Source organism: Ectopseudomonas oleovorans (genome assembly GCF_029845265.1).
Lineage (GTDB): Bacteria > Pseudomonadota > Gammaproteobacteria > Pseudomonadales > Pseudomonadaceae > Aquipseudomonas > Aquipseudomonas oleovorans.
In genome coordinates, this window is record NZ_JAOCLK010000020.1 from 53,269 (window position 1) to 76,304 (window position 23,036).

Genomic DNA, 23,036 nt, shown 5'->3' on the forward strand with positions numbered 1-23,036 from the left:
CCCATCTCCTGAGCCTGATTGCCTAGGTGCTATTCTAAACTCCGTACCAAAGTACGGAATCAAGGAGAAAGTGATGGCCACAGAGCTGACCATTGGCAAGCTGGCAGACGCCGCCGGGGTGAACGTCGAGACGATCCGCTACTACCAGCGACGCGGGCTGCTGGATGAACCAGCCAAACCCTTGGGTGGCCATCGGCGCTATCCGGTGGACATGGTGAAGCGACTGCGTTTCATCAAGCGGGCTCAGGCGCTGGGTTTCACGCTCTCGGAAGTCGGTGGACTGCTGACGCTGGATGAGTCGTGCGCCTGTGCCGAAACGCGAGCACGGGCTGCACGCAAGCTCGCGTTGATCGAGCAGAAGATGGCCGACTTGGTCGTCATGCAGCAACTGTTAGGCGAACTGGTGCAGCAATGTGATGCGGGAGACGGCGGAACGATCTGCCCGATCATCGAGGCACTGATCAGAGAGTAATGCCTGGCGGGTGAGCTGGAGATCGGAAAGCCCCTTTACGGTGGGATTCAGAGCTTACGTTGGTTTTTGGTTCCATTGCTCCCCAAACCCCAGGCGCAGTGGGTGCTCGGCGCGGCCTTGGCGGTGTTCCTGGCGGCGATCTGGCAAAGCCATGACCGCGTCGTCGGCACGCTGCAGGCGGGTGCGCCGGAGTTGCGCGAGGACTCGCGCTTCAATCGCGACGCGGTCTCCATCGCCAGCAACTACGACATTGGCCTGGACTGGCTCAGCGTGGTGTTCGAAGTCGACAAGGCTCCTTCCGAGGTGGCCTGCGAGGATGTCGCCCTGGGCCAGTACCAGGATCGTTTCGTGTGGGCCATGCAGGGGGTGCCCGGCGTCCTCTCGGTCGCGTCCTTCTCCACCACCATGCGTCAGTTCAACGAGGGCTACAACGAAGGCAACCCGAAGATGGCGGCGGTGCCCATCGACCCGATGAACTACGCCGCGCTGGCCACCGAGGTTGCGCGAACCCCCGGGCTGATGCGCATCGATTGCAGCATGTCGGCCGTGCACCTGTACCTGGCCGATCACAAGGCCACGACCATCAACCGAGTGGTGGACGCCGCCAAGGCCTTCCGCAGCGAGTATCCGATGTCAGGCATTTCGATCCGCCTCGCCTCCGGCAACGCCGGCGTCCTGGCAGCGATCAACGAAGAGGTGGAGAAGAGCGAGACCCCCATGCTGCTTTACGTCTATGCCGCCATCGCCTTGCTGGTGTTCGTGGTCTATCGCGACTTGCGGGCGGTCCTGGTGTGTTGCCTGCCGCTGACCATCGGCACCTTCATTGGCTACTGGTTCATGAAGGAGCTGCAGATCGGCCTGACCATCGCCACCTTGCCGGTGATGGTGCTGGCAGTGGGCATTGGCGTCGATTACGCCTTCTACATCTACAACCGCCTGCAACTGCACCTGGCCCATGGCCAGACGATCACCAAGGCGGTGGAGTACGCGCTGCTCGAGGTGGGCGTCGCCACCATTTTCACCGCCATCACCCTGGCCGTTGGCGTGGCCACCTGGGCCTTCTCGGAGCTCAAGTTCCAGGCCGACATGGGCAAGCTGCTGGCCTTCATGTTCATCGTCAACATGGTCATGGCCATGACCGTGCTGCCGGCCTTCGCCGTATGGCTGGAGCGGGCGTTCCCGCGCAAACGTCCCGTGCGCATGATCGGCGCGCTGGTGCACTGAGGAGAGAAGCATGAAGTTCAGGGTTTCATTCACCGCGGCCTTGCTCGCAGCAGGATTGCCGCTGATGTCTCTCCAGGCCGCGCCGTTGCAGGCCGTGCCGGCCGTGCAGGCGGGCAATGCCACGCAGGCCACCATGCTGGCCGCCGGCTGGGCCGGAGAGCGGGTGGTTGCCGTGGGCGACCACGGTGTCGTGTTGTTGTCCGACGACCAGGGCAGGCAGTGGCGCCAGGCACGCTCGGTCCCACTATCCACGCCATTGACGGGTGTGTCCTTCGTGGATGCCAGGCACGGCTGGGCGGTGGGTCACTGGGGCGCGATCCTGTCCACCGCCGACGGCGGGGAATCCTGGCAGGTCCAGCGCCTGTCGAGCGAAGAAGACCGGCCGCTGTTCGCCGTGCACTTTTTCGATGCCCGGCAGGGCGTTGCGGTAGGGCTCTGGTCGTTGGTGCTGACCACCGAGGATGGCGGCAAGACATGGACGGAGCAGCCGTTGCAAGCGCCTTCAGGAGCCAAGCGGGCCGACCTCAACCTGATGGGGCTGTTTGCCGACAACCACAGCAGCCTGTACGCCACGGCCGAGCATGGGCAGGTGCTGCGCTCCGACGACCAGGGGAAGAACTGGCGTTACCTGGATACCGGCTATGAAGGCACCCTGTGGTCTGGCGCGGTGCTGGCCGATGGGCGTCTGCTGCTGGGTGGTCAGCGTGGCACCCTGTTGCAGGGCTCTGCCGATGGCAAGGCTTTTCGCAGAGTGCCAACGCAAGGCAAGGGCTCTGTCACATCCATAGCAGTGGCTGGCGCGCGGGTATTGGCGGTCGGGCTTGACGGACTGAAGGTACGGAGCAGGGATGGTGGAAACAGTTTCCAGGAAGCACCGACGGCTGACGGCCTCTCGCTGACGGCGGCGCTGTTCAACGCCGACGGCACGCCGCTGCTGTTTTCACGTCGCGGAGTAATGCCCCGCCAGGAATGAAAGTGTTCACCGGCCTCTTTGCTTGTCCGGGGACGCGGTTGGGCCTGGCGCCTTCGGGGCCAGGCCAGCCAGCGTGGAAGGCTTCTAGAGCTGGAGATAGTCGGCCAGGTCTGCGTAGTTATGTTGCCACAGGCCTGGGCTGCCATTGGGGTACTGGGAGCGGAAGCCAAGGATCTTCTGAACGCGCGGAGCAAGCGTTCTGACCAGTTCGAGCGGCACGATCAACGGGTAGGCCTCTTCAGGCGTGATGATCGAAGCCTGCATCGGGATGGTCAGCCCGCGACGGTAGAAGTCAGCGGTCACGTTGGCCCCGCCGCCATGAACGACTTTCCCGCCGAACAGCACGGCATCTCCTGCTTTCAACAGGGCAGGGATCGTCATTTCTGGGGTTCCTACATCGTCGAAGTCATCCCAGTCCTGGCTCCCGGGGATCAAGCGCGTGGCACCGTTTTCCTCGGTGAAATCGGTCAGCGCCAGCATCAGGTTGGTGATGGTGCGCGGCGCATGTTTATTCATGGCCACGAACGGTTGGTACTGCGCCATGTCGCGGTGCAGCATTTGCGCTTTGTTGCCTGGGCCGATCTCGATCAACTGGGCCGTGGTCAGCCACCAGTCACCGCACTCCGCGGCGTAGAGCACGTTCCCCAGGTCGTGAAAGAGGTCGTCATCGAGGATCTCCTCGCGAAAGGTCTTGCTGTGGGTGACGAGGTTGGTGAGCCGTTTGGTCTGGCGGCCATGGAACTCGGCGATCAGCTCGTGCTGGTGCTTGGAGCCGGCCTCGAGCGCGGCCAGGGGAGCGTCCAGTTCGTTGTTGATCCGTGCGACTTGTTCGGGGGTCATGAAGTTGCGGATGATCACCGCACCTGCCTGGTCGCTCAGCAGTGCAATCTCTTGCGCTGGAGTCGAGCGGGTTACGACGGGCAGGCTGAAGGTATCGCGAGAGGCTGACATTGAAAGAACTCCGGATTGAAGGAACGGTTGGCGCAGGCGGGTCGCTGTCCGGGCAACGGGCACCGGCGAACAAGCCCGCTTGCCACTGCGCTAAACCCCAAAAAAAGAACATGGAGCGTCACGGCGCCTCCTTGTATTTTTTGTTCAGGCAGTGAGTTCATGCTAGGTTTCCCCCAACCTTGCGCCAAGGTACGAACTGCACCATTTCCTCTGTGATTTTTGAGTGATTTGCACCGCCCATGACCAGTACGCCATCCTCCTGGCCACGCCCATCGGAAGCCGTTCGTGAACTCATGCGCAAAGGCGCCGAGCTCGCTCAGGCGCTGCCGCCGGAGTGGGTCGAGCGCCTCAATCAGGCGCTGTTCTCTTCACCGGAAGATGCCAAGCTGCTGGAGGACCCGGTCATCCTCGCGGCGTGCCGGCGCGCCAACCGCGCAGAGTTGCTGCATTGGGCGAACGCCAATCTGCAGCGCCCCGGAGAACCGGTGCAACCCTACGTCTCGGCCGACATGGTGGACACGGCCAGGGAGCTCGCCCGCAGAGGGCTGTCCGAGCTGCTGATGAATGTCGCGAGGTCGACACAGAACACCGCCTGGGAGCTATGGATGAAGATGGCCTTCAACCTGACGCAGGATCCCAGGGTGCTCGAGGAGTTCCTGGAGGTCTCGTCGCGGTCCATCTCGGAATTCATCGACAGCAACATGCGTGTGGTGACCCAGATCATCCTGGAAGAAAAGAGCGCCCAGGCCCATGACGACCCGATCGACAAACGAAGCCTGGTCAGTCGGCTGCTCGACGGCAGGGATGTGGATACGGAGCAATTCGGCAGGCGGCTGGGCTACAGCCTTTTCCAGAAGCACTACGCCGGCCTGGTCTGGTGCGAAAGCCCGGACGCCGAGATCCGCCTTCTGGAGGATGTGGCGCGTACCCTGGCGCAACTCACGGGCACGGCGGCGCCGTTGATCGTATTCGCCGGCCCCGCGACCCTGTGGGTCTGGAGCCATGCGGCGAAACCGCTGGACCTGAACCTGCTGCAAGGCATCGCACTGCGGTTTTCAGGGATTCGCGCGGCAATCGGCTCGCCGGGCACGGGAGTCAATGGCTTCCGTCGCTCGCATCTGGAGGCCCTGACGACGCAAAGGCTGATGGGCCGCCTGGCGGCACCCGCCGTTGCCACCATCGACCAGGTGAGGATGGTGTCGCTGATGACCCAGGACGACCGCGCGGCCAGGCAGTTCGTTTTGAGCACCCTGGGGCGTCTGGCGACGGAGCCTTCGGTGCTTCAGCGCTCGCTGCACGCCTTCCTGGCCAATGGCTGCAATGTCACCCAGACCGCAGAAGCGCTGGGCACGCATCGCAACACATTGCTGCGCCGGCTGGAGCGTGCCCAGGACCTGTTGCCCGTCCGGCTTGCCGATCATCGCATTCAGATCGCCGCGGCCCTTGAACTGGTGATCTGGAGTACTCCCCTGATCGATGATGATAAATAACCATAAAGACCGAACGCGCTCTTCACAGTAAAAAGGATGCCCCGGTCAGGAAAAGACCGCCAATAAGGAAGAGGGTGATCAGACGAGTGCTGAGCCTGAGAGGAGGCTGATGCTCGACAGTCTTGTCCAGGGCGAAATAAAGCTTTCTGAGTATTTGCCGCTCATCGATATCGTCTGCATCGAATATTGAATCGATCACCGAGTCCGCGCTTGGAAATGGGTTATGCAAGAGCGGAGCGACATCGAATGCACTTTTCTGGAGCGCACGCGCGGAAAGCAGAGCCGAAGTGACCAGGGCCGCAAGCGCTGCGATAGCAAGAACCACCTCCAGGGGAGTGATCATGCTGATACTGGCCGAAGTGCCAAAGCGAAGCATGGTCCCATATAGAGTTATCACGCCGGCGAGGGCACCGAGTGACAACGTGAACATGAGGCGAAGGTAGACCGTCACCAGGTTCCTTGAGGAAGAAACCTGCTCAAGATAGATTTTCACCAGTGCTTCAATGGTCAGTCGGCGCGCTTCGAATACAAGCCGACGCTCGTCGGGGGAGGGGCTAGGTGACATCCGTCGTCCTGACGAACGCCCAGAGTTGGAACATGCGTGATACCTTCATTCGCAGTAAAGGACGGCCTCGAAAGAGGCCGATTTCATTTCGCGGTTTAAGATGAGAGTTACATCATCGCTGCATTTGTAGTCGCTGAAGCCTTCCTGGCGGGAAATTCAACGCTAAAGGGTTGATGCAGTTTGCGAAATTGTTGACTCCGCAATGTGAAATTGCGGAGTCAGTTTATAGTGGGCGCGGGGATCTAAAGGCTGATCCCACCTGACCTGGGCGTGGCGAAGTGTTCAGGCTCTTCACCGAGAGGAAAGGCTACGACGTATAGGATGTTAGCGGGCATAGGTGGAGTGGCTGGATCTGCTCCCCATTTCACCTTCACCTTTTGCTCTGCATAGAGAAGAGACACGCCAAGCCTTTTGAGTGCATCGATGACCGCCTGCATCTCGTCATAAACGCCAATTTTATCCCGCTCACTATACAGATCGGCGCAATCACGGTACTCCCTAAAGCTGTCCACCAAGTCAGAAAATGCTTCTTCAGCCTCTCGGGCTAACTCGAACGCTGGCTCTGAAATGTCCATTGTGCAGGTTGTTGCCAACTTGGCTAGTTGCCTCCCAGTGGTCAGTGGTTTAGCCGCCAGGGTGACGTTCTCCTTGTCGAATTTCTCCTGGGCGGCCTTGAGTTCTTCTTCGGAGGGTATCTCGTAGGCCTTGTTGAAAACGTCGATGTCTTCGAAGTCGAACGCTCGCGCGAGGGCGCGCCGGGTGTTGATGTCACCCGAAAGGCCTTTTTCTACTCGCTGAATCGTTCGCTCACTCAGACCTGAGATTTCGGCTAATTGTTCTTGAGACCAACGCTTCGCTTCGCGAAACAATCTGATGCACTTAGCAAGTTCAGTAGGTGTCAGAGTACGAGGTTGCTGACAGGTATCCGAGGTATTCATTTTGCTGCTCCATCACGTTGAACGATGTAGCAAGTGTGGAGGAGAGGGCAGGCTCGCCAACACGACAGGAGCACGACAGTGACCTGACAACGTCAAGAACCGAATGCCGAAGAGGAGATCATTATGCCGTTGAGAGCGACGCGTCTGGCTGGATGCGCGCTTTTGATTTTGACGCCGCTCTGAGTGCCTGATCGCGTACGTGCTGTCGCTTAGCTTGTCGCCTTGCATAGAGTGCCTGGCTAGCTGTTACTGATCCCACTACTTGGCCGTTCAAGTCAAATCGGGGTGCATTCGCCGTCATGCATGCCCAATATCGATTTCCCTGGCACCAAGCTGCAATTCCCAGCTTGAGCTGTTCGATTGATATGCCGAGCAGCTGCAACTGCTGCTCAGCATCCTGGAGAATGCCTTCCTTGAGTGGAACCTTGGGAGCTGGATTTACCGGAAAGGCCAATGGGAAGTGCCTCTGCAATCGCCAGATCGCCTCGACCGCAGGATCACTCTCGGCAGACTTCTTCTGCGAGGAGGGCTTACGCTTGCGTTGCCCGGTGGTATCAGTACTTGCTCGCTGATTTTCAGCTCGTAGTCGGTCACGTAGCTCAGCTAGTTGCTCAAAACCCATCGTTCAATTCGCAGCCTAATGGTTGATTGATGGCTAAAGGTTATCCCAAGCCTTCGTGCTGAGCAGCACTATCAGTAGAGGAATACAAGCAGGCGCCCCGAGCACGGCGTTGAGATGCGCTTGTGCGCATTGGCTAACGGCTGTTGCCCAGTGCCTGCCATTGCCCACCTGGCGCTAATCATGAAGCTATTCTAGCTTTTAGGTACTGGCTTGGATGGCCGTTCAAAGAAAGGACTCTGTATGCACCTTTATGCCAAATGCTTGCTTATAGCCCTGGCCTCAGCCTTGGGTGCTAGCTATGCCGTGTTGTGGTTTGTTAAGCCCTCGCCGATTGAAAGCACAACAATCCCGCCATTACTGCTAAAAGAGCAGCAAGGCGAGTTGATAGTCTGGGGTGGCTGGAAGACAGTAGAGGGGTATCAGGCTCACGGCACAAGCGCGGTAGAGCTTCGCTGTCATCGAGAGCGGGGGACTTGCACTGAGGCATTAGCCACGATCCTCCACCACGATTCGGGTCAGGATCTTGAGGCTCAAGTGTTCCACTATCAAATCACGCACTGGGATGAGGCCAGGCTAGAGGCGTTTGCCAGCAAAGCCATAGAGCACTGCTTGGACAAGCATCTTGTTATTCACGTGAAAGACAGATCGGCAGACTTACGTTGGTTGCCCTCTGCGGGGTGTGAAGCCGATCAGGGGCGAGCTGTGTTGATTGGAGACCCGCTCTGAGCATGCAACTCAAGCCAGTGATGCTGGTGAGAGTGATTTGAGCGTGTTTAAAGTTGAGATGCTGATGCGTAATGGCATTGACAGCCTGAAGGATGCATAAAGCGCTTTACCTGACTCTATCCACAGATGTTCCGTATGACTGAATCTTTGCTCGTGGCGCGGAAAGCTGAGACCGAGCACCGCATGGCGCACGCCATATCTCCCACCGCTTATCGAGCCAGATTCGCTAGACGCTTACGTTCACGCTTGTTCTCGTACATGGCTTTGTCAGCGTGATCAAGCAAAGCATCAAGATCGAGGCCATCCTTCACAGCGATAGCTGTGCCAATACTGACACCCAGCTTCAACCACGTGGATTCAAAATGAAAAGGCGCAGAGATGACCGCCTGAAGACGCTCAACAGTCTCAGCTAAATACGAAATGCTACTCGTTGGCTGCAAGATGACCCCGAATTCATCCCCACCCAGACGGGCAATTGTGTCTGACTTTCTGAGAGTCTGGCTGACACGACGAGCAACTTCGCAAATGGCTGCGTCACCCGCACGGTGACCATAACTGTCGTTGATAGCTTTGAGACCATCCATGTCAATCATCAGCAGACCGAACTCCAGGCCGTCTCTCGAAACACGCGTAAGATCATTTCTGATTCTATCGAAGAAGAGTGCCCTGTTAGCTAAGCCTGTCATTTCATCATGAGTGGCTCGGTAGTACAGATCATCGGACGCATATTTAGCGGCCAAGAATAAATCGGCGCCGAGCACCTCAGCGAGCAAGCCCAATACGGCCTCATCAGCCGCATCGAAAGCGGAAACAGCCTTGGACATAACCTTCAAGACGCCGACAGTGCATCTCTCATGCTTTAGGGGAACCAGAAGCATGGAACGAACCTGCAAATGTCTACAGGCAGCACGGTCAACGCGCTCATCGGTTTCGGTATCGGTGCACCGCTGGAGTTCGCCACTCACCACGCAGCGACCCGATAGGCTGCTGGCAAGCCGCAAGCGCAAACCAAGCTTACCGGATGCAATGCCAGCAACAGCCCGATAAACCATGTCCTCATCTTCAGCTAACTCAACAACCGCCCCATCTGCATTGAGCAAGTCTAGAGACCGCTCTACGACGACCGACATGATCTGAGCGAGATCGAGCCCTTGCTTGGCAATCTCAATCTGAATTCGAATGATTGATAAAAGCTGGTCGCGGGTTGGTAGCGATAGATCGAGTTCTAGCGGCATACAGCACCCTACCAGGCAAGCAGTCAGAATTTTAAGTGTAGCGGTAATGATGGCTTAATGCCGTCATGGTGCAGATGGAAAGTGGGGGCTTGACGAGCAGGCAGGCTGAGTACGGATGGGATGAGCGGCGTGCGAGAGCGGTGAGGCATTAGGGGCGTGTGGGTGGGCCACATAAACTGCCGAAAATTTCAACGTAAACTAGAAAGCCGAATTGTCAAAGATAAAACTGCTAGTTGTTCTGTTCGCTTGTTTATCCTAGATATATACATGCATAGGAACATGGTTGGCTAAACGCGCTGGATGCCTTAAAAATATGGCAAGCATGGATCATATATTAAAAGGGAGTAAGTTGTGCCGAACCTTCGAAAGGATAACCACTATGTGCCGAAAGTATACCTGAAGCAATGGGCAAAGTCTGGGAAAATATCTGCTTATAGATTATTGGTTCCAAGCGATAATGTGCCACATTGGAAGGCGCATTCGCTGAAGGGAGTAGCCTACCATCAGCATCTTTATACATATCTTGCAGGGCGAGAGGAAACAGATGAGTTCGAGAGATGGCTTGATACTGAGTTTGAAAACCCAGCTGAAGAAGCTATACACCGGATAGTTAAAGAGGAGCAAATGTCATCTGATCACTGGGAGAGATTAGTGAGATTTGCCGTGGCTCTAGATGTACGGACACCTGCAAGTCTTAGGCGGTTTTTGCGAGTACAGCACGAGAATTTGGCAACTACAATGACTGAAACGCTGATGAAGTCGGTTCAGAAGCTTGAAGAAGCTGTCAGAAGAAGTGAGCAAATACCAATCTCGCAAGAAAAAAATGATGACCGTTCAATGTTCAAGGTGATCATTGGAAAGAGTGCGGACGGCGGTGGCCAGATAAGATCCGAAACCATTGTCGGGCGACGCTTATGGATTTGGCAGATGAAACACATACTCAAGACTACGATACAGGAGATACCGCTTAAAAAATGGACTATTTTGCACGCTCCTCCTGGTATTACATGGCCAACCTCTGATAACCCATTAATACGCCTTAAATATTATGATGAGGATAACTATGATTTTGAGGGCGGGTGGGCGTTAAATAAAGGTGAGGTACTACTTCCTCTTAGCCCGAAACACCTTCTTTATAGAAACTTTGGGGGAGTAGTAAGGCTTAGGGGGACTACAGTTGACATGAGAACGGCGGAAATTATAAGTCGCATAATCATCGAACATGCGGATCGCTACGTGTTTTCACGCGAAGAAATCGATATTCATAAGATAAGGTCTAGGGTTGTATGCCCAGTTACCTGGAGAAAAGAGCAAGAAGCGTGGCAGCAGTGGCATGAAGATCAAACTCGGGCCGAGAGAGATTTTCAGATGGAATAGTGGTTGGTATCTAACAACTGAGCGCATGATTTAATTGGCTTTTTAAATAATAAGGCTACAAGAGAAAGGTAGTGGAATCTGGCCGGTGGAGACCCTTCAGGCAATGCCTGTCATGGTGAGGGTTTCCAGGGCGAGTGAACGTCTTCCTCAGGAGTTATGAGGTATTTCCTCATAATACTGTCCATTTGCCCATTATGCTTCATTGAGTGAATTTCATTGCTAAGTATTTTGGCAATTTTTTCAGCGTCAGGATGCTTTCGCGAGATTGAAATGTAAACCCGCACCGGATCAGAGATCGGTAAGGTGTGAAATACGCTAGAGAAAGACATCTTGTGAATGTTGTAATTTAATACCTCAATGTCATCAATTGTGGCATCTGCTCTATTGGAAACAATTAGCTTCAGTATTCTGTGAAGTGAATCGTTGCCCTTTATATAGACGGCTTTTCCTTGGTTTTTGACGATGTCGTTATAGATTGGGAGGAGTGAGTAGTCGTAGTCCTGAATAAGTTTGAATCGGATTTTATTTAAGTCGCTTACGCTCAGTAATTTTGGATGCTGCACTCTATTGTGGATGGCATATCCGGCAGTGGCGTAGAAATATGCGTGCTCAGGTAGAATGATGTTTGCGGTGTTCCCAGTAGGGTCGGTCAATAGCCCATCAATGGTGCCATTCTCCACAGATCTAATAGCACGACTCCACGGAAGTTCGAGTGCTTTTAAATCGTAGCCGTGCCGTGAGAGAGCTGTTCTTGCAGCCTCAACAATATAGCCAGGGTTGTCCGAGGAGTCGAAACAAACCTTGGGACACCACGGATCACTCGCTAATACGACTTGATTCTCGCTAGATGCATGCGCCATAAATGAGCATGCTAAGCATAAATAAATGAGCATATTTATGCTTGACGTGAAGAGTATGTTCACGTGTGTTACCTATAAGAGTAAAGGCTGAAGATGGTGTTAGATTGATTGTAGCGCATAGCGCTAGGTGTCAATCTTCAGACTAAAAATCTCCTGAATCGATGGCTGGCGGCTATAAAGACGCATATTCCTATCGCTGAAATAGCTAAGAAGCGATCAAAGACTAATGAGACATCCGTATCTCGCAACAGTATCGAAATGGAAAGCTCAATGAAGTGAGTAGTCGGTGACAAGTGCAACACGACCTGAAGCCAGGTTGGCATATTTTCAATGGGTGTTGTTCCGCCAGATAGCAGGAGCATAGGTATCACAACAGGTATCGCCAATAAGCCGAACTGTGGCGTCGATCTGGAAAAGGTAGCAAGCAAAATTCCAATCGTTGTGCAGGCGAAGAGATAGATGACCGCTGCAAGCAAGAAAACGCCAATAGAACCTGGCAAAGGTATATCTAAGAAGCCTTTCACGATTACTTCAATAGATAGCCATGTAAAGGCAATAATTACAGCTGTGTTGCTCCACACTTTGGAAAGAATAATTTCTTGGGGTTTCAACGGAAGAACAAGTAGGTGGTCAATTGTGCCATGCTCACGTTCCCGTAATAGGGCTGTACCAGTTAATAGTATACCCATGATTGTGATGTTGTAAGCTATTTGGGTGATTGCAAGAAACCAACTAGCCTGAAGATTTTCATTGAATAGTGTGCGAGTGACTATGTTGACTGGCTGGAACATACTGCTGTGCAGTTGCCGATCAATTGCTTCTAAGATTATCTCTTGAATGTAAGCTGCACCGATAAATGCCTGACTCATGGCGGTGGCGTCAACATTAATGAGAAGCTCAGGTCTTTTGTTGGCTAGTAATTCTGATTCAAAGTTTTGGGGGATGTGAATTACGAAAGTGTAAGCTCCAGAGTCCTGTAGCTTGACGGACTCAGAAAGTTTAATGTTGACTGGTTTTTGAAAGATTGGCTCGTGAATGCTCTCAGCTATGATGCGAGAGGTCTGGGTTTTATCCTCGTCTATAATTGCAATGCTGGCATGCTGGACGCCAATTACAGAACCGGCGGCAGGCATATAGATATCAAGGCTGAATGTATATATGAGGAAGCAGACAAGGATATAGTCTCTACGCAAGCAAGTGAATTCTTTGATGCCAAGATAGAAGATGCGTAAAACGCCTTTCATTTTAAATCTCGTGCTTTTTCAGTAAGAGAACTGACGCAGACGTAAAGACTAAGAAGAATATGATTAGGGCGAGGTATTTATCCCATAGATCTGTGAGTATCAATGATTTCGTAAAAGTGCCTACTGAAATGTCGAGGTAATATCCGGCAGGAATTGCATATGCAAAAATCTCGGCGCTGTCAGTTAGAGAAGATCTTGGCGAGATAAGTCCTGAAAATTGGATAGCTGGCATGGCGGTCAATACGATAGTGCCAAGAATTGCTGCAATCTGTGTGCGAGTAAAAGATGAAATTAATAGCCCGAGGCTTGTGCAGGTTAGTATGTAGAGAAAGGTTCCCAGGAGCAGGGCGAAAATATCTCCTTTAAGCGGCACACCGAAGATCATGATGATGATTGTCATCAGTGCAATGGCATTCAGTGCGCTCAAGAAAATGTAGGGTATCTGTTTGCCAATGAGGAACTCGTGAGGCGTCAATGGGGTCGAGTAGAAATTGTGGATTGTGCCGAATTCTTTTTCCCGCACAATACCTAATGCAGTCAGCATGGAAGGGATCATTGCCAGAATGAGTGCTATCACACCAGGGGCGATGGCGTTAACGCTGCGCACATCTTGGTTGTATATAAAGCGCGTTATGATGTTAATGGAGTCAGAGGGTAGGGTAGGGGACGAGCTTTCTCGAACAAAGCGACTGAATACATGGAAGTGCACCGCCAAGGCATACCCTTTAATTACTTCAGCGCTGAATGGATCTCCACCGTCTATCCATACAGCAAGTTCAGGGATTTCCCCTTTGTGCAGTTTTTTTGAAAAACCAGCAGGAATTTCAATTGCAAGATTGATCTCTGAAGACTGTAGTCTTTGATTCAGAGCTTTCGCGGAGCTGATTGACTGCTTTTCATCAAAGTATGTTGAGTTTCGAAATGCTTCTATTAAGGCCCGGCTTTCGATGGTGTTGTCCTGATCGAAGACGGCAAAGGGTACATTATCCACGTCTAGAGAAATCCCGTAGCCGAATACAAGCAGCATGAATATCGCGCCAAAAAGCGAGAATGAGAGTCTGATAGGGTCGCGCTGAAGTTCCTTTCGCTCTCTGCCGGATACTGCCAAAATGCGTTTTAGACTACATTTGGTTTTAGTACCCGTGGTTTGGCTGAGATCGCTGAGCATGACAGGCGTATCTGGATGGCCACTGTCAGATCTTGCCTCTTCCAGGCAGTGAACAAATGCTTCTTCAAGTGTTTCACATCCCATCTTTGTGGTAATGCGGCCTGGGCTGTCGCAAGCCAAAACTCTACCTGCGTGCATCAATGAAATGCGGTCACATCTTTCAGCTTCATTCATGAAGTGTGTAGAGAGAAAAATGGTGACACCTTGATCCCTTGATAGCTCTAGGATAAGACGCCAGAAATCATCGCGCGCCGATGGATCTACGCCTGAAGTAGGCTCATCAAGTATTAATACGTCTGGGCTATGGATGACTGAAACAGCTAGTGACAGACGTTGACGCAGTCCGAGAGGTAGATCATTCGCAGGTGTATGCGAATACACTTCTAGCCCAAATCTCCCTATTAACGAACGAATACGATATGAGCTATCAGTCGATGGTAAGTTGAATATTTTAGCGTGTAGTTCGAGGTTCTGAATCACAGTGAGCTCTCCATATAATGAAAAACTTTGTGACATGAAACCGATTTTGTGGCGAGATTCTAGGTTGTTAGCATCAATCGGAGAGCCAAAGAGTGTTGCTGTACCTGAGCTGGCGGGCAACAAACCAGTAAGAATTTTCATGGTGGTAGTTTTACCGCAACCATTCGACCCTAAAAAACCGAAGATCTCACCGCGCTGGATAGAAAAGCTAACATTGTCAACGGCTGTAAAGTCGCCAAATCTAAGTGATAAGTCGATAGCTTCAATTACAATCTCGCCATTGGGGTTGCTCAGTGGCTTCACATCCAATATTGGTGGTTCTTGTTTGTTACCACTCTGGAGTTTTGTAAAGGCATCGTCTAGCTTCCCACTGGGAGTGATGGCCTCTATGTCCTTAGTAAAGCCGGTTGCGAGTGTCTTTCCGTTATCGAGTAGTACGCAGTAATCAAACTGACTTGCCTCCTCCATATAGGCGGTGGCGACAACAAGCGTCAAAGTCGGTCGAGCGAGACGTACATTTTCAATGAGCCTCCAGAAATGGCGTCGTGATAATGGATCAACACCTGTCGTAGGTTCATCAAGAATCAGTAAATCTGGGTCGTGTATCAGCGCACAGCATAAGCCAAGCTTCTGTTTCATACCGCCCGATAGTTGACCTGCTGCGCGATCATGGAAGCGACTAAGATCAGTTGCTGTGAGAAGCGTTGACATTCTTTGCTCATAGTCCCTTTTCGCCAGACCATACAGGAGAGCGAAATATTCAATATTCTCTTTTACTGTTAAATCTGGATAAAGATTATGCCCTAGTCCTTGTGGCATAAAAGCTATTCGCTCATAGAGAGTTTCTCGATGGGCATTATCTGCAATGGAGCCTCCAAGGACTTGTAGACTGCCATTTTGAATTTTCTTTACGCCCGAAATAAGACCAAGCAGACTGGATTTGCCAGCACCGTCAGGGCCAATAATTCCACAGCTAGCACCAATAGGTAGCGAAAAACTAAATCCACCTAAAGCTGTCAGATGACCATAGCTATGGCATAGTTCATCTGCAATTATTGCTTGGTTATTCATACATCACAGTGTTTCAGGCCAGGCTTGATCGAATGTGCGGAGATAAGCTGTTGCAGGTGTTCCGGCCTTTATGGTGTTCGAAATGCTCTTTTCGTCCAGTACAATTTTTACACGAAAAAGCAGATTCTTTCGTTCGTCGTAAGATTCAACTTCTTTGGGTGTAAATTCAGCATGAGACTCAACAAACACTACTTTTGCCTTGTGCCTTACAGTAGGCGATAAGTCTGTAACGACCAGGGCCTCATCCCCTATACGAATCGCGCCTGCATACTCAGTTGGTAAATAGATATTTATGAAAACATAATTAGGGTTGATCAGGACGAATAATGGGGTGCCTGAGCCAACAACCTCACCTTTCTCGCTGGTGCTAGATTGAATAACACCATCAATTGGCGAAATAAGATCGTTGTCATTTATCTCGGCTGACAATTTTTTTACAGCTGCCTCAGCCGCAGAGAGAGACGCCTCTGCTGATGCAATGGCTGCTTGCGCTGCGGTAACGGTAGCAAGAGCTATCTTCTTTCTAGCTATCGCTTGGTCAATCAATTGCTGACTGGCAAATCCATGTGCATTTAGTTTATAAGCGCGTGCATAGTCACTTTCGGCGAGCTTTAGATCACTTTCGAAACCAATCAAGCTTGCAGCAAGTCCTCTGACGGTCTGGCGCAAGCTATCAGCTTCATGCAGTGATTGTTCTCTGGCATGAACCAGTGTTGAGCTTTCAATACGACCCAATAGCTGGCCTTGAGTAACATACTCACCTTCCTCTGCATGAAGCTCGGAGATACGACCAGGGTTCTTTGCGGATACGTATGTATCCTTTGCCTCCAATCTTCCTTCAGCTGAAATTATTCCATCGGGAAGTGTGCTTTCAAAGAATCTCGTCCATAAAAATATAACCTGTGCGATAACAATAATAGATACTGTAATTGCTAATTTCTTCTTGCTAAGAAGTAAATTCATAGAGATTTATCTGAAATCAATAGCGTATGGTTTTTGGTTTGCGCCAAACTGGCTTGCCCGCAATCCATGTCTCCAATACCTCAGTTTCTTCGGCAAAGGGGTCTCCGCTGCAAATTGTAAAGTTCGCTTCGCTGTTGATATACAGGCCATGCGGAACTAGTCCAATAGATTTTGCGGCTTTAAAAGACATTGCGTTAATAGCTTGCGATCTTGAAAGGGCTTCATCTGGCATCAACTCGCTGCCATCATTTTTTTTGCGGTCGACGGCCCTTCTTAAGTTATGAAGAGGGTCATCATTACCGCAAGGGGCATCAGAGCTAATGACAACTTTTCCTGAGCTTTTCAAGAGACTACTAGTGGGGAAAACACGCATAACACTCGAAACGCCCTGTTCTTCAATCGCAGATGCGTAATAAGGGATAAATCCAGGTTGAATGCCAATGTAAGCTTTAGAGCTGGCAATTTGGTGAACCTCATGGTCGTAGAGAGCCATCACATGCTCAATTGAGGCATGTGGTGGGTTAACCGTTCTAAGTAGTTCACAGGCCTGGGTGGCTGCTTCATTTCCTAGAGCATGGATCTTTAGTGAGAAGCCCATATCGACATATGCTCGGCATTTCTCTACTAGCGACTCAATGTTATTGAATCTCAGGTACGGGAGGTGTGCGTGAAACCCTGAGATCTTGACCTTCGGTTCAAGAAGGCGCCTGAGAGGTGCTGCGCTGAGATTAATTGCGCTGCTATACCCTGCTTTAAGCGCGCTTCTAAGTACGATGCCAAGGGGAAGGCATGCGGCACAACGGTTAGCACCATCCAAGAATATTTTTACAGATTTTTGGCCCCACTTCGGCGGAATAAACCTCTCCAGCTCCGAGGCCTCAGCGAGCTCAAAGAGTCCTTTCTCGCTTGTAGCTGACCAGTTCAATCTCAGAGCTGTGACTGTTTGAAGTTTAGCTAAACTCTCCTGGGCTTTAACTCCAAGGCCAGGGTCATGTAGTGCGACAATACCCTGTGAAAGCGTCCTCTCAGCTTCGTTTTCAAGTAACGATTCATATTCTTCATCAGTAATTCTTTTGAGAACGTCTTCGACTACACAGTTCAAGACACGCCCAAAAGCAGCCTCCCAAATAAGGCCTGTCATGATGCCTTCTTTGCGATCTACGTCCTCACCGAAATCAGTATTGCCAAAAACTATGCCACTGCGTACTAAGGCAGCGCTTGATGCCATTCCTCGATGGAGCGTGACATCAATCAATAAGACCTTTCTTCCATTGCTTACAGCGTCAAGTTTGTAGAGGCTTATCGGGCGCGAGTCTTTCCATTTGCTATGGTCAACAAATGTGAAAATTGTCCATTCATCTGGTGCTGAAACGGATGTTAGATATGCGATCTCTTCAAGTGCCTCAGCCGCAGATTGCCATTGTGCGCCTGAGCGCATTTTAGGAAGCAGAGACATGAAGTGGAAATGGCGGTGCGCATCAACGAGACCAGGGAGCAGATGGGCTCCTCCCAAGTTGAGCATAGGAATCGGATAGTATGGAGGAGGGGAACCTGCACCAATTTGTTCGATCTTGCCTGCGGCTACGCTCACCCATCCCAGTGTTGGTGAGTCTTGTTCTGGCAGCCAAAGCATGAGGTTGTGCAGAATGAAGTGATACATGTGACGCTCCCGCTAATAGTTATTTTAAATCTATTACGGAAGCCACATGGGCTCAATTGCCATTACACGACAGATTTAGGTACTGGCGTTCCGACTCCATTTAACCAAGAAGGCTGACACCTGGCTTTCCAGGATCTGGCGTGTGTTATTCCATCCCAACTCTGGGACTAGAATGGCTATACTGATTACGCCGTGCAAAGATGCCAGGAACGCCCGGAACTCCGTCTCTTGAGCGTCAGAGTGCATCTCATTGGACATTTTCGAAACAACGCGATGTTTAATGATACGTAGTAGGTCAATGACTTCCGGTGACTCGATAAACATTCCACCTTCATTGTCCGGTTCGTCCGTCACTAGGAATAGCGCTTTGAATGCACTGGCGTTCTCAAGCCAGTAATCAACAAAAAAGCATGAAAAGTCTAAAAGCGTTGATTCTTTCGGATAGCCCGATAGCTCGATATTCAGGCGCGCTAAATCTTCAGCCCAAACAGCACGCATTAGCGATATTTTACTCGGGAAATAAGTGTATAAAGCCCCTGGAGCCATATCCACTTCTCGGGCTATTGATCTGAGCGATATTAGATCTACATCATTAGCTTGGAAAAGCTTGCGCGCTGTATTGAGTATAAGTGACCTTACAGCTAGCTGCGCTGTCTCGCTCCTTGCCCGCGTTTTCTTAATCATGGGCTCTATGTCTGTGGTCTTTTGTTTGGTTTTATTCATCGTTTCTTATCTTTGAAAGCACATGGTGTTAGACCTGACCAGCGTGTAAATGCTCTCGTGAAATGGGCAGGATCAGAGAAGGCAAGGCTTGATGCCACTTCAGTTGCAGACATATTCTCAAGCATCAATTCATCTATGGCTCTTTGGTAAAGAGCTTGATCTCGGACTTTCTTAAAGTTTGTCCCATCGGCTTCAAGCCTCCGTAATAGTGTCCGGGTAGAGACATTTAAGAGCTTGGCTACATTAATCATGTGCCTATAAGAAAGAGGATCATTATAGATGATTTTTTCGACGCGAGCGCTTAATTTTTGCTTGCTATTCGAGTTCCGCTGTGGGCCCTCAGTCGCAAGGGCTGGCCCCTTGGTCTTGGAATAAAAGGCGTCGGTCACTACGGCAGTTGTATGGCTATTAATAGCCGAATTAATGAGTCGTGTGCTGATTTCACTACACATGGTATGTATTGTTGTTTTTTTCATTTTTATTATTTCCAGAGGCTGCGTTCTTGCCAGGCATCTTCTGCCTTAAGCACGTTTTTAACGGTCGCGATACCAATCTGCTTGAGTGGCTGAACTGGCCAGCGGAATGGTTTTCTGTTTACGAACCAAGCATTTGTTCGTTTGCTTTCAATCCCCAGTGCCAATTCAGCCAAAGTTTTGCCACTATATTGGGTGAAAGAAACGCCATGGCCTGTACAACCGCATAGGTAGAGTGTTCTTTCGTCCTTGTAAAAGCCCAGGTTCGGCGTCATATCCAGAGTGACGGAGACTGGCCCACCCCAGCGATAATCAATGCGTGTGTTTTTCAGCTGCGGGAACATCGTTTTCAGGTGATATTCGAGTGTTCTCCAGTACGACTCATTGCTGTCGTAGTTCATATTGTTGCCAATAGAAGTTTCTACGTTAGCGCCGCCAAAGGTAATGCGGCCATCAGCTGTCGGCCTGAAGTAGTGCACCATGTGGCGATTGGTTTCAATGCCGTAACGTCCCTGCCAGCCAATGCTGTCCCACATGGATTGGCTTAGTGGTTCAGTCACAATCTGATAAGTCCAGATCGGCGTTTGATTCCTGTTGAATGCTCCCATTTCTGGAATCAAGTGACCGTAGGCATTTGTGGCAAGGACAACTTTTTCTGCCTTAACGGAGCCTTGACTGGTCTTAACGACAACGCCAGTATTCGGATACTCGACTGAGTTAATAATGGTGTTTTCGTAAATCTTTACGCCCAAATTCTCGCAGAGCTTTTTCCACTCTCTGACCTGTTTTGCGGGGTTAAGAATTCCACACCGTTTTTCATAGAAGCCGACTTTGAATACTGGGCTTTTCAGCTCTTCTTGCAGCTTTCCAGAGTCCCACCATTCAAACGATTTCTCAAAGCCCAATTTGCAATACAGCTCATATTGCTTTTTTAGGCGCTCACTATGTTTTTTGGTAAGCGATACGCGCGCAAACCCATTATGTTCGTAGTTACTGTTGAAGCCTGAAAGCTCTACGAGCTCTTTGACGTAATCAACAGCGTCCTCCATGTATTGATGGGCTGCTGCTGCTTTCTCATTCCCATGCATGAGACTCGTCACTTCAGGCTCAAAACCGAAAAGTGTCATCGAAAAGCCGCCGTTTCTTCCGGAGGCGCCATAGCCGATGACGCTTCCCTCGATGACCACTACGTCGATGCTTGGGTTGAATTTTTTGAGGTGTGCTGCGGTGGAAAGGCCTGTAAAGCCACCCCCAACAATCACGATGTCGGCATTGACGTGCCCATTAAGTTTTTCGTTGGCTTCATAGGGCCCGTACGTGTTCAACCAGAACGATCTGGTTTCGGGCGCACCGAGCTCTGAGTAGTCGATAGTCATTCTCAATATCCTAGCTGAACGCGTTCACATGTCGGAACGCGTTCAGTTAAATCCCGAGAGGTGTCTCTGTCAACCCTTTGTCATGTTTTTCTGAACGTGTTTGCTTAAGCTGCGCGACAAGCTATTGTGTGGGGACTCAGCGCGACGATTGGCGGTTCTGAGGAGGTAGGGGCGTTCCTGGCGCTGTTCACTTGGGAGGTGTTAAGCCAGTCGCATTGACGTCTGGGCCTTAAGCCATGAGGTTGATGCTGTCCGGTTGATCCAGGCAGGGACTCTTGTAAAACACTCACTGGGTGTTGGCCTGGGCGCTCCACTCAATAGTCATTATGTTGCTCTGATGGCATGGCCTGCGGGCACGGGAAGCGTAAAGACTGTCGCTGAAAGAAGGCGGCCTCGGAGCGCAGGTGTGACAAATGGTGGTGCCTACTGGTATTCGTGAGGCTCACTAAGCGTAATTGAGGTCGAATTTATGAGCAGAATCAGGTGGTTTTCAGTCCCCAATCCTGAGCACAAACGCTTTCCTGAGTGGCGGCGTTCCTTTGGTATCGATGACCAAGGAGAGGTCTATGTGCCGGCTGCGATGGCGGGTGATGAGAATGAGTTGAATGTGATGCTCTGTGCCGCAGATGATCGTCAGATCACCGCCGTACACCTTGAGCACCATTTTGTGCCGAGTGCATGGCTTAAGCGGGAGTTCCCTAAGCACTTCGAGCTGATTGAGATCATTGAGGCGCGGGCTGAATTGACCATGGCAGGTACATCAGCAAGCTAGTAGGGGCTGCTCTAGCCAACAGATTTCTTTGCCTTTTAGTGATAAGGCGCTTTCATCGCGACATTTCAGCCGTGCCCACATCGGAATCCGCTTGTATGTCAGGATTGTGTGCACATTCGCTTAGGCTGGGGCGCATCTCCGTTGTTAACGAGGGGCTTTACGCGAAGCATCCCCGTGATGCTGATCAAACGACAAAAGTTTATTGGCGGGTAAAGGCAAGTTTTTGGTATGGGGAGCCTCTGGCGCTGGACGACGCAAAATGGATAATGAAGGCATCGAACAACAACTCAGTCATGATGGAATATGAAAAAAGTACTTCACTTCTCGGATGTTCACGCTAGTCTCAATCCACTGAAGGGCCAAACCAGGCAGTTTCTTGAGCGATTAAAAAATTCCTTTCTTGATGACTTAAGCTCTTTTGAGGGAGCGGACTCAATAGTTTTCTCTGGAGACCTGACGTTTTCAGGTAAGCAGGAAGAGTTTCAGCTCTGCTGGGATGAGCTTATTGACCCTATAAAAAATGCGCTCGGTCTAAACAATGAAGCCATTTTTATCGCGCCGGGCAATCACGATGTGGATAGAGCCGGCTTTGGCTTTTCCTATAAAAGGGCAATTAAAAGCCTGCGAAATGATTATGATGCCAGTGAGATTAGAGAGCTTCAAGAAGAGTTGCTGTCAAATGATCGACTGCCATTCACTAATTGGTTGAATTTTATAGGTGAGTTTTACAAAAACTCCCAGGGCGTAATTGAGATCAGTGAGTTTTATCAAAGCTACAGGCATGGCAGTGTGGGTGTTGCTTGTTTGAATACTGGCTGGTCTTCAATTGGAGAGCAGGATAGAGAGAATCTCTTTATTGGTGAGTATCAAATTGATGCCGCTCTAAAGAGCATCAAAGGGTTTAAAGAGAAAGTTATTATTATGCATCACCCTCTGGAGTGGTTACACCCTGAGGAGCGCCGGCTTTTATCTGCAAAAATCACTAGCCATAAAATCTCAACAGTTTTTTACGGTCATATGCATGAGTTCAATATCTTGAGAGAATCATCGTTCTCTGAAGATTTTGTAATGAAAATGCAGGCTGGTAGATTTGATCTCTCCGGTAAGAAGAAGAGCGGATATTCAATAGTAAGCGCGACGCATACTGACAATCTAAAGTCGGGCAGGATCCTATTTCGTAAGTTTGATGACGCCACTAAGAAGTTTTCGCCCTGGGTGGATCGATGCCCGCGAGGACAGATGGATTATGAGGCAGCACCGACAGGCGGCTTCAATCGAGAAGCATTTGCTGATGACTGTGGTAAGGCACTAGATCGTTTCGACTTTGATCTGATGTGCAATATCGGCGTCGCAGAGGCTGATCGTAAGCGGCTTTCGGATATATTCATTTGCCCAGCAATCAAAATTGAAAATTTTGAGATTGAGGAGGAGGGGGAAGAGAAATATATCGGCCTTGATGAGATGTCTAGGTCTCGTGAGAATTTTCTTCTTGTGGGAGGAGAAAACTCTGGTAAAAGTACCATCCTAAAGAGCTTGTTGATGGACAAGCTGAAGAGTCAATCTAGAACTCAGCTTGATGAAATTGCTTTCTACTTTGACTGTAAGGGTAAGCAGCTTCCTTCGAAGCATCGAATAAAATCGATTCTGACTGAAATTTATGAGTCGCTCCCTAG

At 50.9% G+C, this 23,036-nt stretch carries 20 protein-coding genes and 1 pseudogene; 8 read left to right on the forward strand and 13 right to left on the reverse strand.

The genetic code is table 11. The features are described 5' to 3' along the window. The first annotated feature begins 73 nt into the window (after positions 1 to 73). The 3 genes and pseudogenes from merR to N5J71_RS12275 all read left to right on the forward strand — a co-directional run bounded on the left by merR (position 74) and on the right by N5J71_RS12275 (position 2,669). Entirely contained in the window at positions 74 to 472 is a 399-nt protein-coding gene (gene merR / locus N5J71_RS12265) for a mercury resistance transcriptional regulator MerR (RefSeq protein WP_003089120.1), read from the forward strand. Between the two features lie 90 nt (positions 473 to 562). Beyond that, a pseudogene (locus tag N5J71_RS12270) lies at positions 563 to 1,696 on the forward strand (efflux RND transporter permease subunit); the annotation flags it as partial. 10 nt (positions 1,697 to 1,706) lie between these two features. After that, the gene (locus N5J71_RS12275; RefSeq protein WP_021264772.1) at positions 1,707 to 2,669 is read left to right on the forward strand and encodes a WD40/YVTN/BNR-like repeat-containing protein; all 963 of its coding nucleotides are present in this window, start codon (positions 1,707 to 1,709) and stop codon (positions 2,667 to 2,669) included. Between the two features lie 84 nt (positions 2,670 to 2,753). Here the strand turns inward: N5J71_RS12275 and N5J71_RS12280 are convergent, their stop codons facing one another. After that, positions 2,754 to 3,620, reverse strand: a complete 867-nt coding sequence (locus N5J71_RS12280) for a phytanoyl-CoA dioxygenase family protein (RefSeq protein ID WP_003089190.1) — start codon at positions 3,618 to 3,620, stop codon at positions 2,754 to 2,756. Positions 3,621 to 3,913: 293 nt separating this feature from the next. Between N5J71_RS12280 and N5J71_RS12285 the strand changes: the two genes are divergently transcribed. Then, positions 3,914 to 5,110: a PucR family transcriptional regulator gene (locus N5J71_RS12285; protein WP_126543470.1), complete on the forward strand. Its 1,197-nt coding sequence runs from the start codon at positions 3,914 to 3,916 to the stop codon at positions 5,108 to 5,110. A 22-nt stretch (positions 5,111 to 5,132) separates the two neighbouring features. On the opposite strand, the gene N5J71_RS12290 is transcribed toward N5J71_RS12285, so the two are convergent. From N5J71_RS12290 to N5J71_RS12300, 3 genes are all read right to left on the reverse strand, one after another. Continuing rightward, complete coding sequence (locus N5J71_RS12290; protein WP_003122765.1) at positions 5,133 to 5,675, reverse strand: hypothetical protein; 543 nt, start codon at positions 5,673 to 5,675, stop codon at positions 5,133 to 5,135. 242 nt (positions 5,676 to 5,917) lie between these two features. After that, entirely contained in the window at positions 5,918 to 6,613 is a 696-nt protein-coding gene (locus N5J71_RS12295) for a helix-turn-helix transcriptional regulator (RefSeq protein WP_126474959.1), read from the reverse strand. Positions 6,614 to 6,734: 121 nt separating this feature from the next. Continuing rightward, positions 6,735 to 7,235: a ProQ/FINO family protein gene (locus tag N5J71_RS12300; RefSeq protein WP_279916933.1), complete on the reverse strand. Its 501-nt coding sequence runs from the start codon at positions 7,233 to 7,235 to the stop codon at positions 6,735 to 6,737. 240 nt (positions 7,236 to 7,475) lie between these two features. Here N5J71_RS12300 and N5J71_RS12305 point away from each other — a divergent pair, with 240 nt between their 5' ends. Next, a complete protein-coding gene (locus N5J71_RS12305; protein WP_217940752.1) occupies positions 7,476 to 7,961 on the forward strand; it encodes a hypothetical protein in 486 nt (161 codons plus the stop codon). A gap of 209 nt (positions 7,962 to 8,170) precedes the next feature. On the opposite strand, the gene N5J71_RS12310 is transcribed toward N5J71_RS12305, so the two are convergent. Next, the gene (locus N5J71_RS12310) at positions 8,171 to 9,196 is read right to left on the reverse strand and encodes a sensor domain-containing diguanylate cyclase (protein WP_279916934.1); all 1,026 of its coding nucleotides are present in this window, start codon (positions 9,194 to 9,196) and stop codon (positions 8,171 to 8,173) included. A 381-nt stretch (positions 9,197 to 9,577) separates the two neighbouring features. Between N5J71_RS12310 and N5J71_RS12315 the strand changes: the two genes are divergently transcribed. Further along, positions 9,578 to 10,573, forward strand: a complete 996-nt coding sequence (locus N5J71_RS12315) for a DUF4238 domain-containing protein (protein ID WP_279916935.1) — start codon at positions 9,578 to 9,580, stop codon at positions 10,571 to 10,573. A gap of 110 nt (positions 10,574 to 10,683) precedes the next feature. On the opposite strand, the gene N5J71_RS12320 is transcribed toward N5J71_RS12315, so the two are convergent. The 8 genes from N5J71_RS12320 to N5J71_RS12355 all read right to left on the reverse strand — a co-directional run bounded on the left by N5J71_RS12320 (position 10,684) and on the right by N5J71_RS12355 (position 20,591). Continuing rightward, on the reverse strand, positions 10,684 to 11,433 hold the full coding sequence (locus N5J71_RS12320) for a substrate-binding periplasmic protein (RefSeq protein ID WP_279916936.1): 750 nt from the start codon (positions 11,431 to 11,433) through the stop codon (positions 10,684 to 10,686). A gap of 137 nt (positions 11,434 to 11,570) precedes the next feature. After that, positions 11,571 to 12,677, reverse strand: coding sequence for an ABC transporter permease (locus N5J71_RS12325; protein WP_279916937.1), 1,107 nt, complete (start codon positions 12,675 to 12,677; stop codon positions 11,571 to 11,573). Between the two features lies 1 nt (position 12,678). Further along, entirely contained in the window at positions 12,679 to 15,396 is a 2,718-nt protein-coding gene (gene rbbA, locus N5J71_RS12330; RefSeq protein WP_279916938.1) for a ribosome-associated ATPase/putative transporter RbbA, read from the reverse strand. A 3-nt stretch (positions 15,397 to 15,399) separates the two neighbouring features. Continuing rightward, on the reverse strand, positions 15,400 to 16,359 hold the full coding sequence (locus N5J71_RS12335; protein ID WP_279916939.1) for an HlyD family secretion protein: 960 nt from the start codon (positions 16,357 to 16,359) through the stop codon (positions 15,400 to 15,402). Positions 16,360 to 16,375: 16 nt separating this feature from the next. Next, the gene (locus N5J71_RS12340) at positions 16,376 to 18,019 is read right to left on the reverse strand and encodes an amidohydrolase family protein (RefSeq protein ID WP_126474968.1); all 1,644 of its coding nucleotides are present in this window, start codon (positions 18,017 to 18,019) and stop codon (positions 16,376 to 16,378) included. Between the two features lie 75 nt (positions 18,020 to 18,094). Continuing rightward, positions 18,095 to 18,742 carry a TetR/AcrR family transcriptional regulator gene (locus N5J71_RS12345; RefSeq protein WP_090253746.1) on the reverse strand — a complete coding sequence of 216 codons (648 nt, stop codon included), beginning with the start codon at positions 18,740 to 18,742 and terminating at the stop codon, positions 18,095 to 18,097. After that, the gene (locus tag N5J71_RS12350; RefSeq protein ID WP_279916940.1) at positions 18,739 to 19,218 is read right to left on the reverse strand and encodes a helix-turn-helix domain-containing protein; all 480 of its coding nucleotides are present in this window, start codon (positions 19,216 to 19,218) and stop codon (positions 18,739 to 18,741) included. The genes N5J71_RS12345 and N5J71_RS12350 overlap by 4 nt, the downstream gene beginning before the upstream one ends. Before the next feature lie 5 nt (positions 19,219 to 19,223). Then, a complete protein-coding gene (locus tag N5J71_RS12355; RefSeq protein ID WP_217940773.1) occupies positions 19,224 to 20,591 on the reverse strand; it encodes an NAD(P)/FAD-dependent oxidoreductase in 1,368 nt (455 codons plus the stop codon). 469 nt (positions 20,592 to 21,060) lie between these two features. Here N5J71_RS12355 and N5J71_RS12360 point away from each other — a divergent pair, with 469 nt between their 5' ends. Beyond that, the gene (locus tag N5J71_RS12360) at positions 21,061 to 21,363 is read left to right on the forward strand and encodes a hypothetical protein (RefSeq protein ID WP_279916941.1); all 303 of its coding nucleotides are present in this window, start codon (positions 21,061 to 21,063) and stop codon (positions 21,361 to 21,363) included. A gap of 303 nt (positions 21,364 to 21,666) precedes the next feature. Further along, the coding region (locus tag N5J71_RS12365; RefSeq protein ID WP_279916942.1) for a metallophosphoesterase family protein at positions 21,667 to 23,036 on the forward strand (1,370 nt) is incomplete at its 3' end.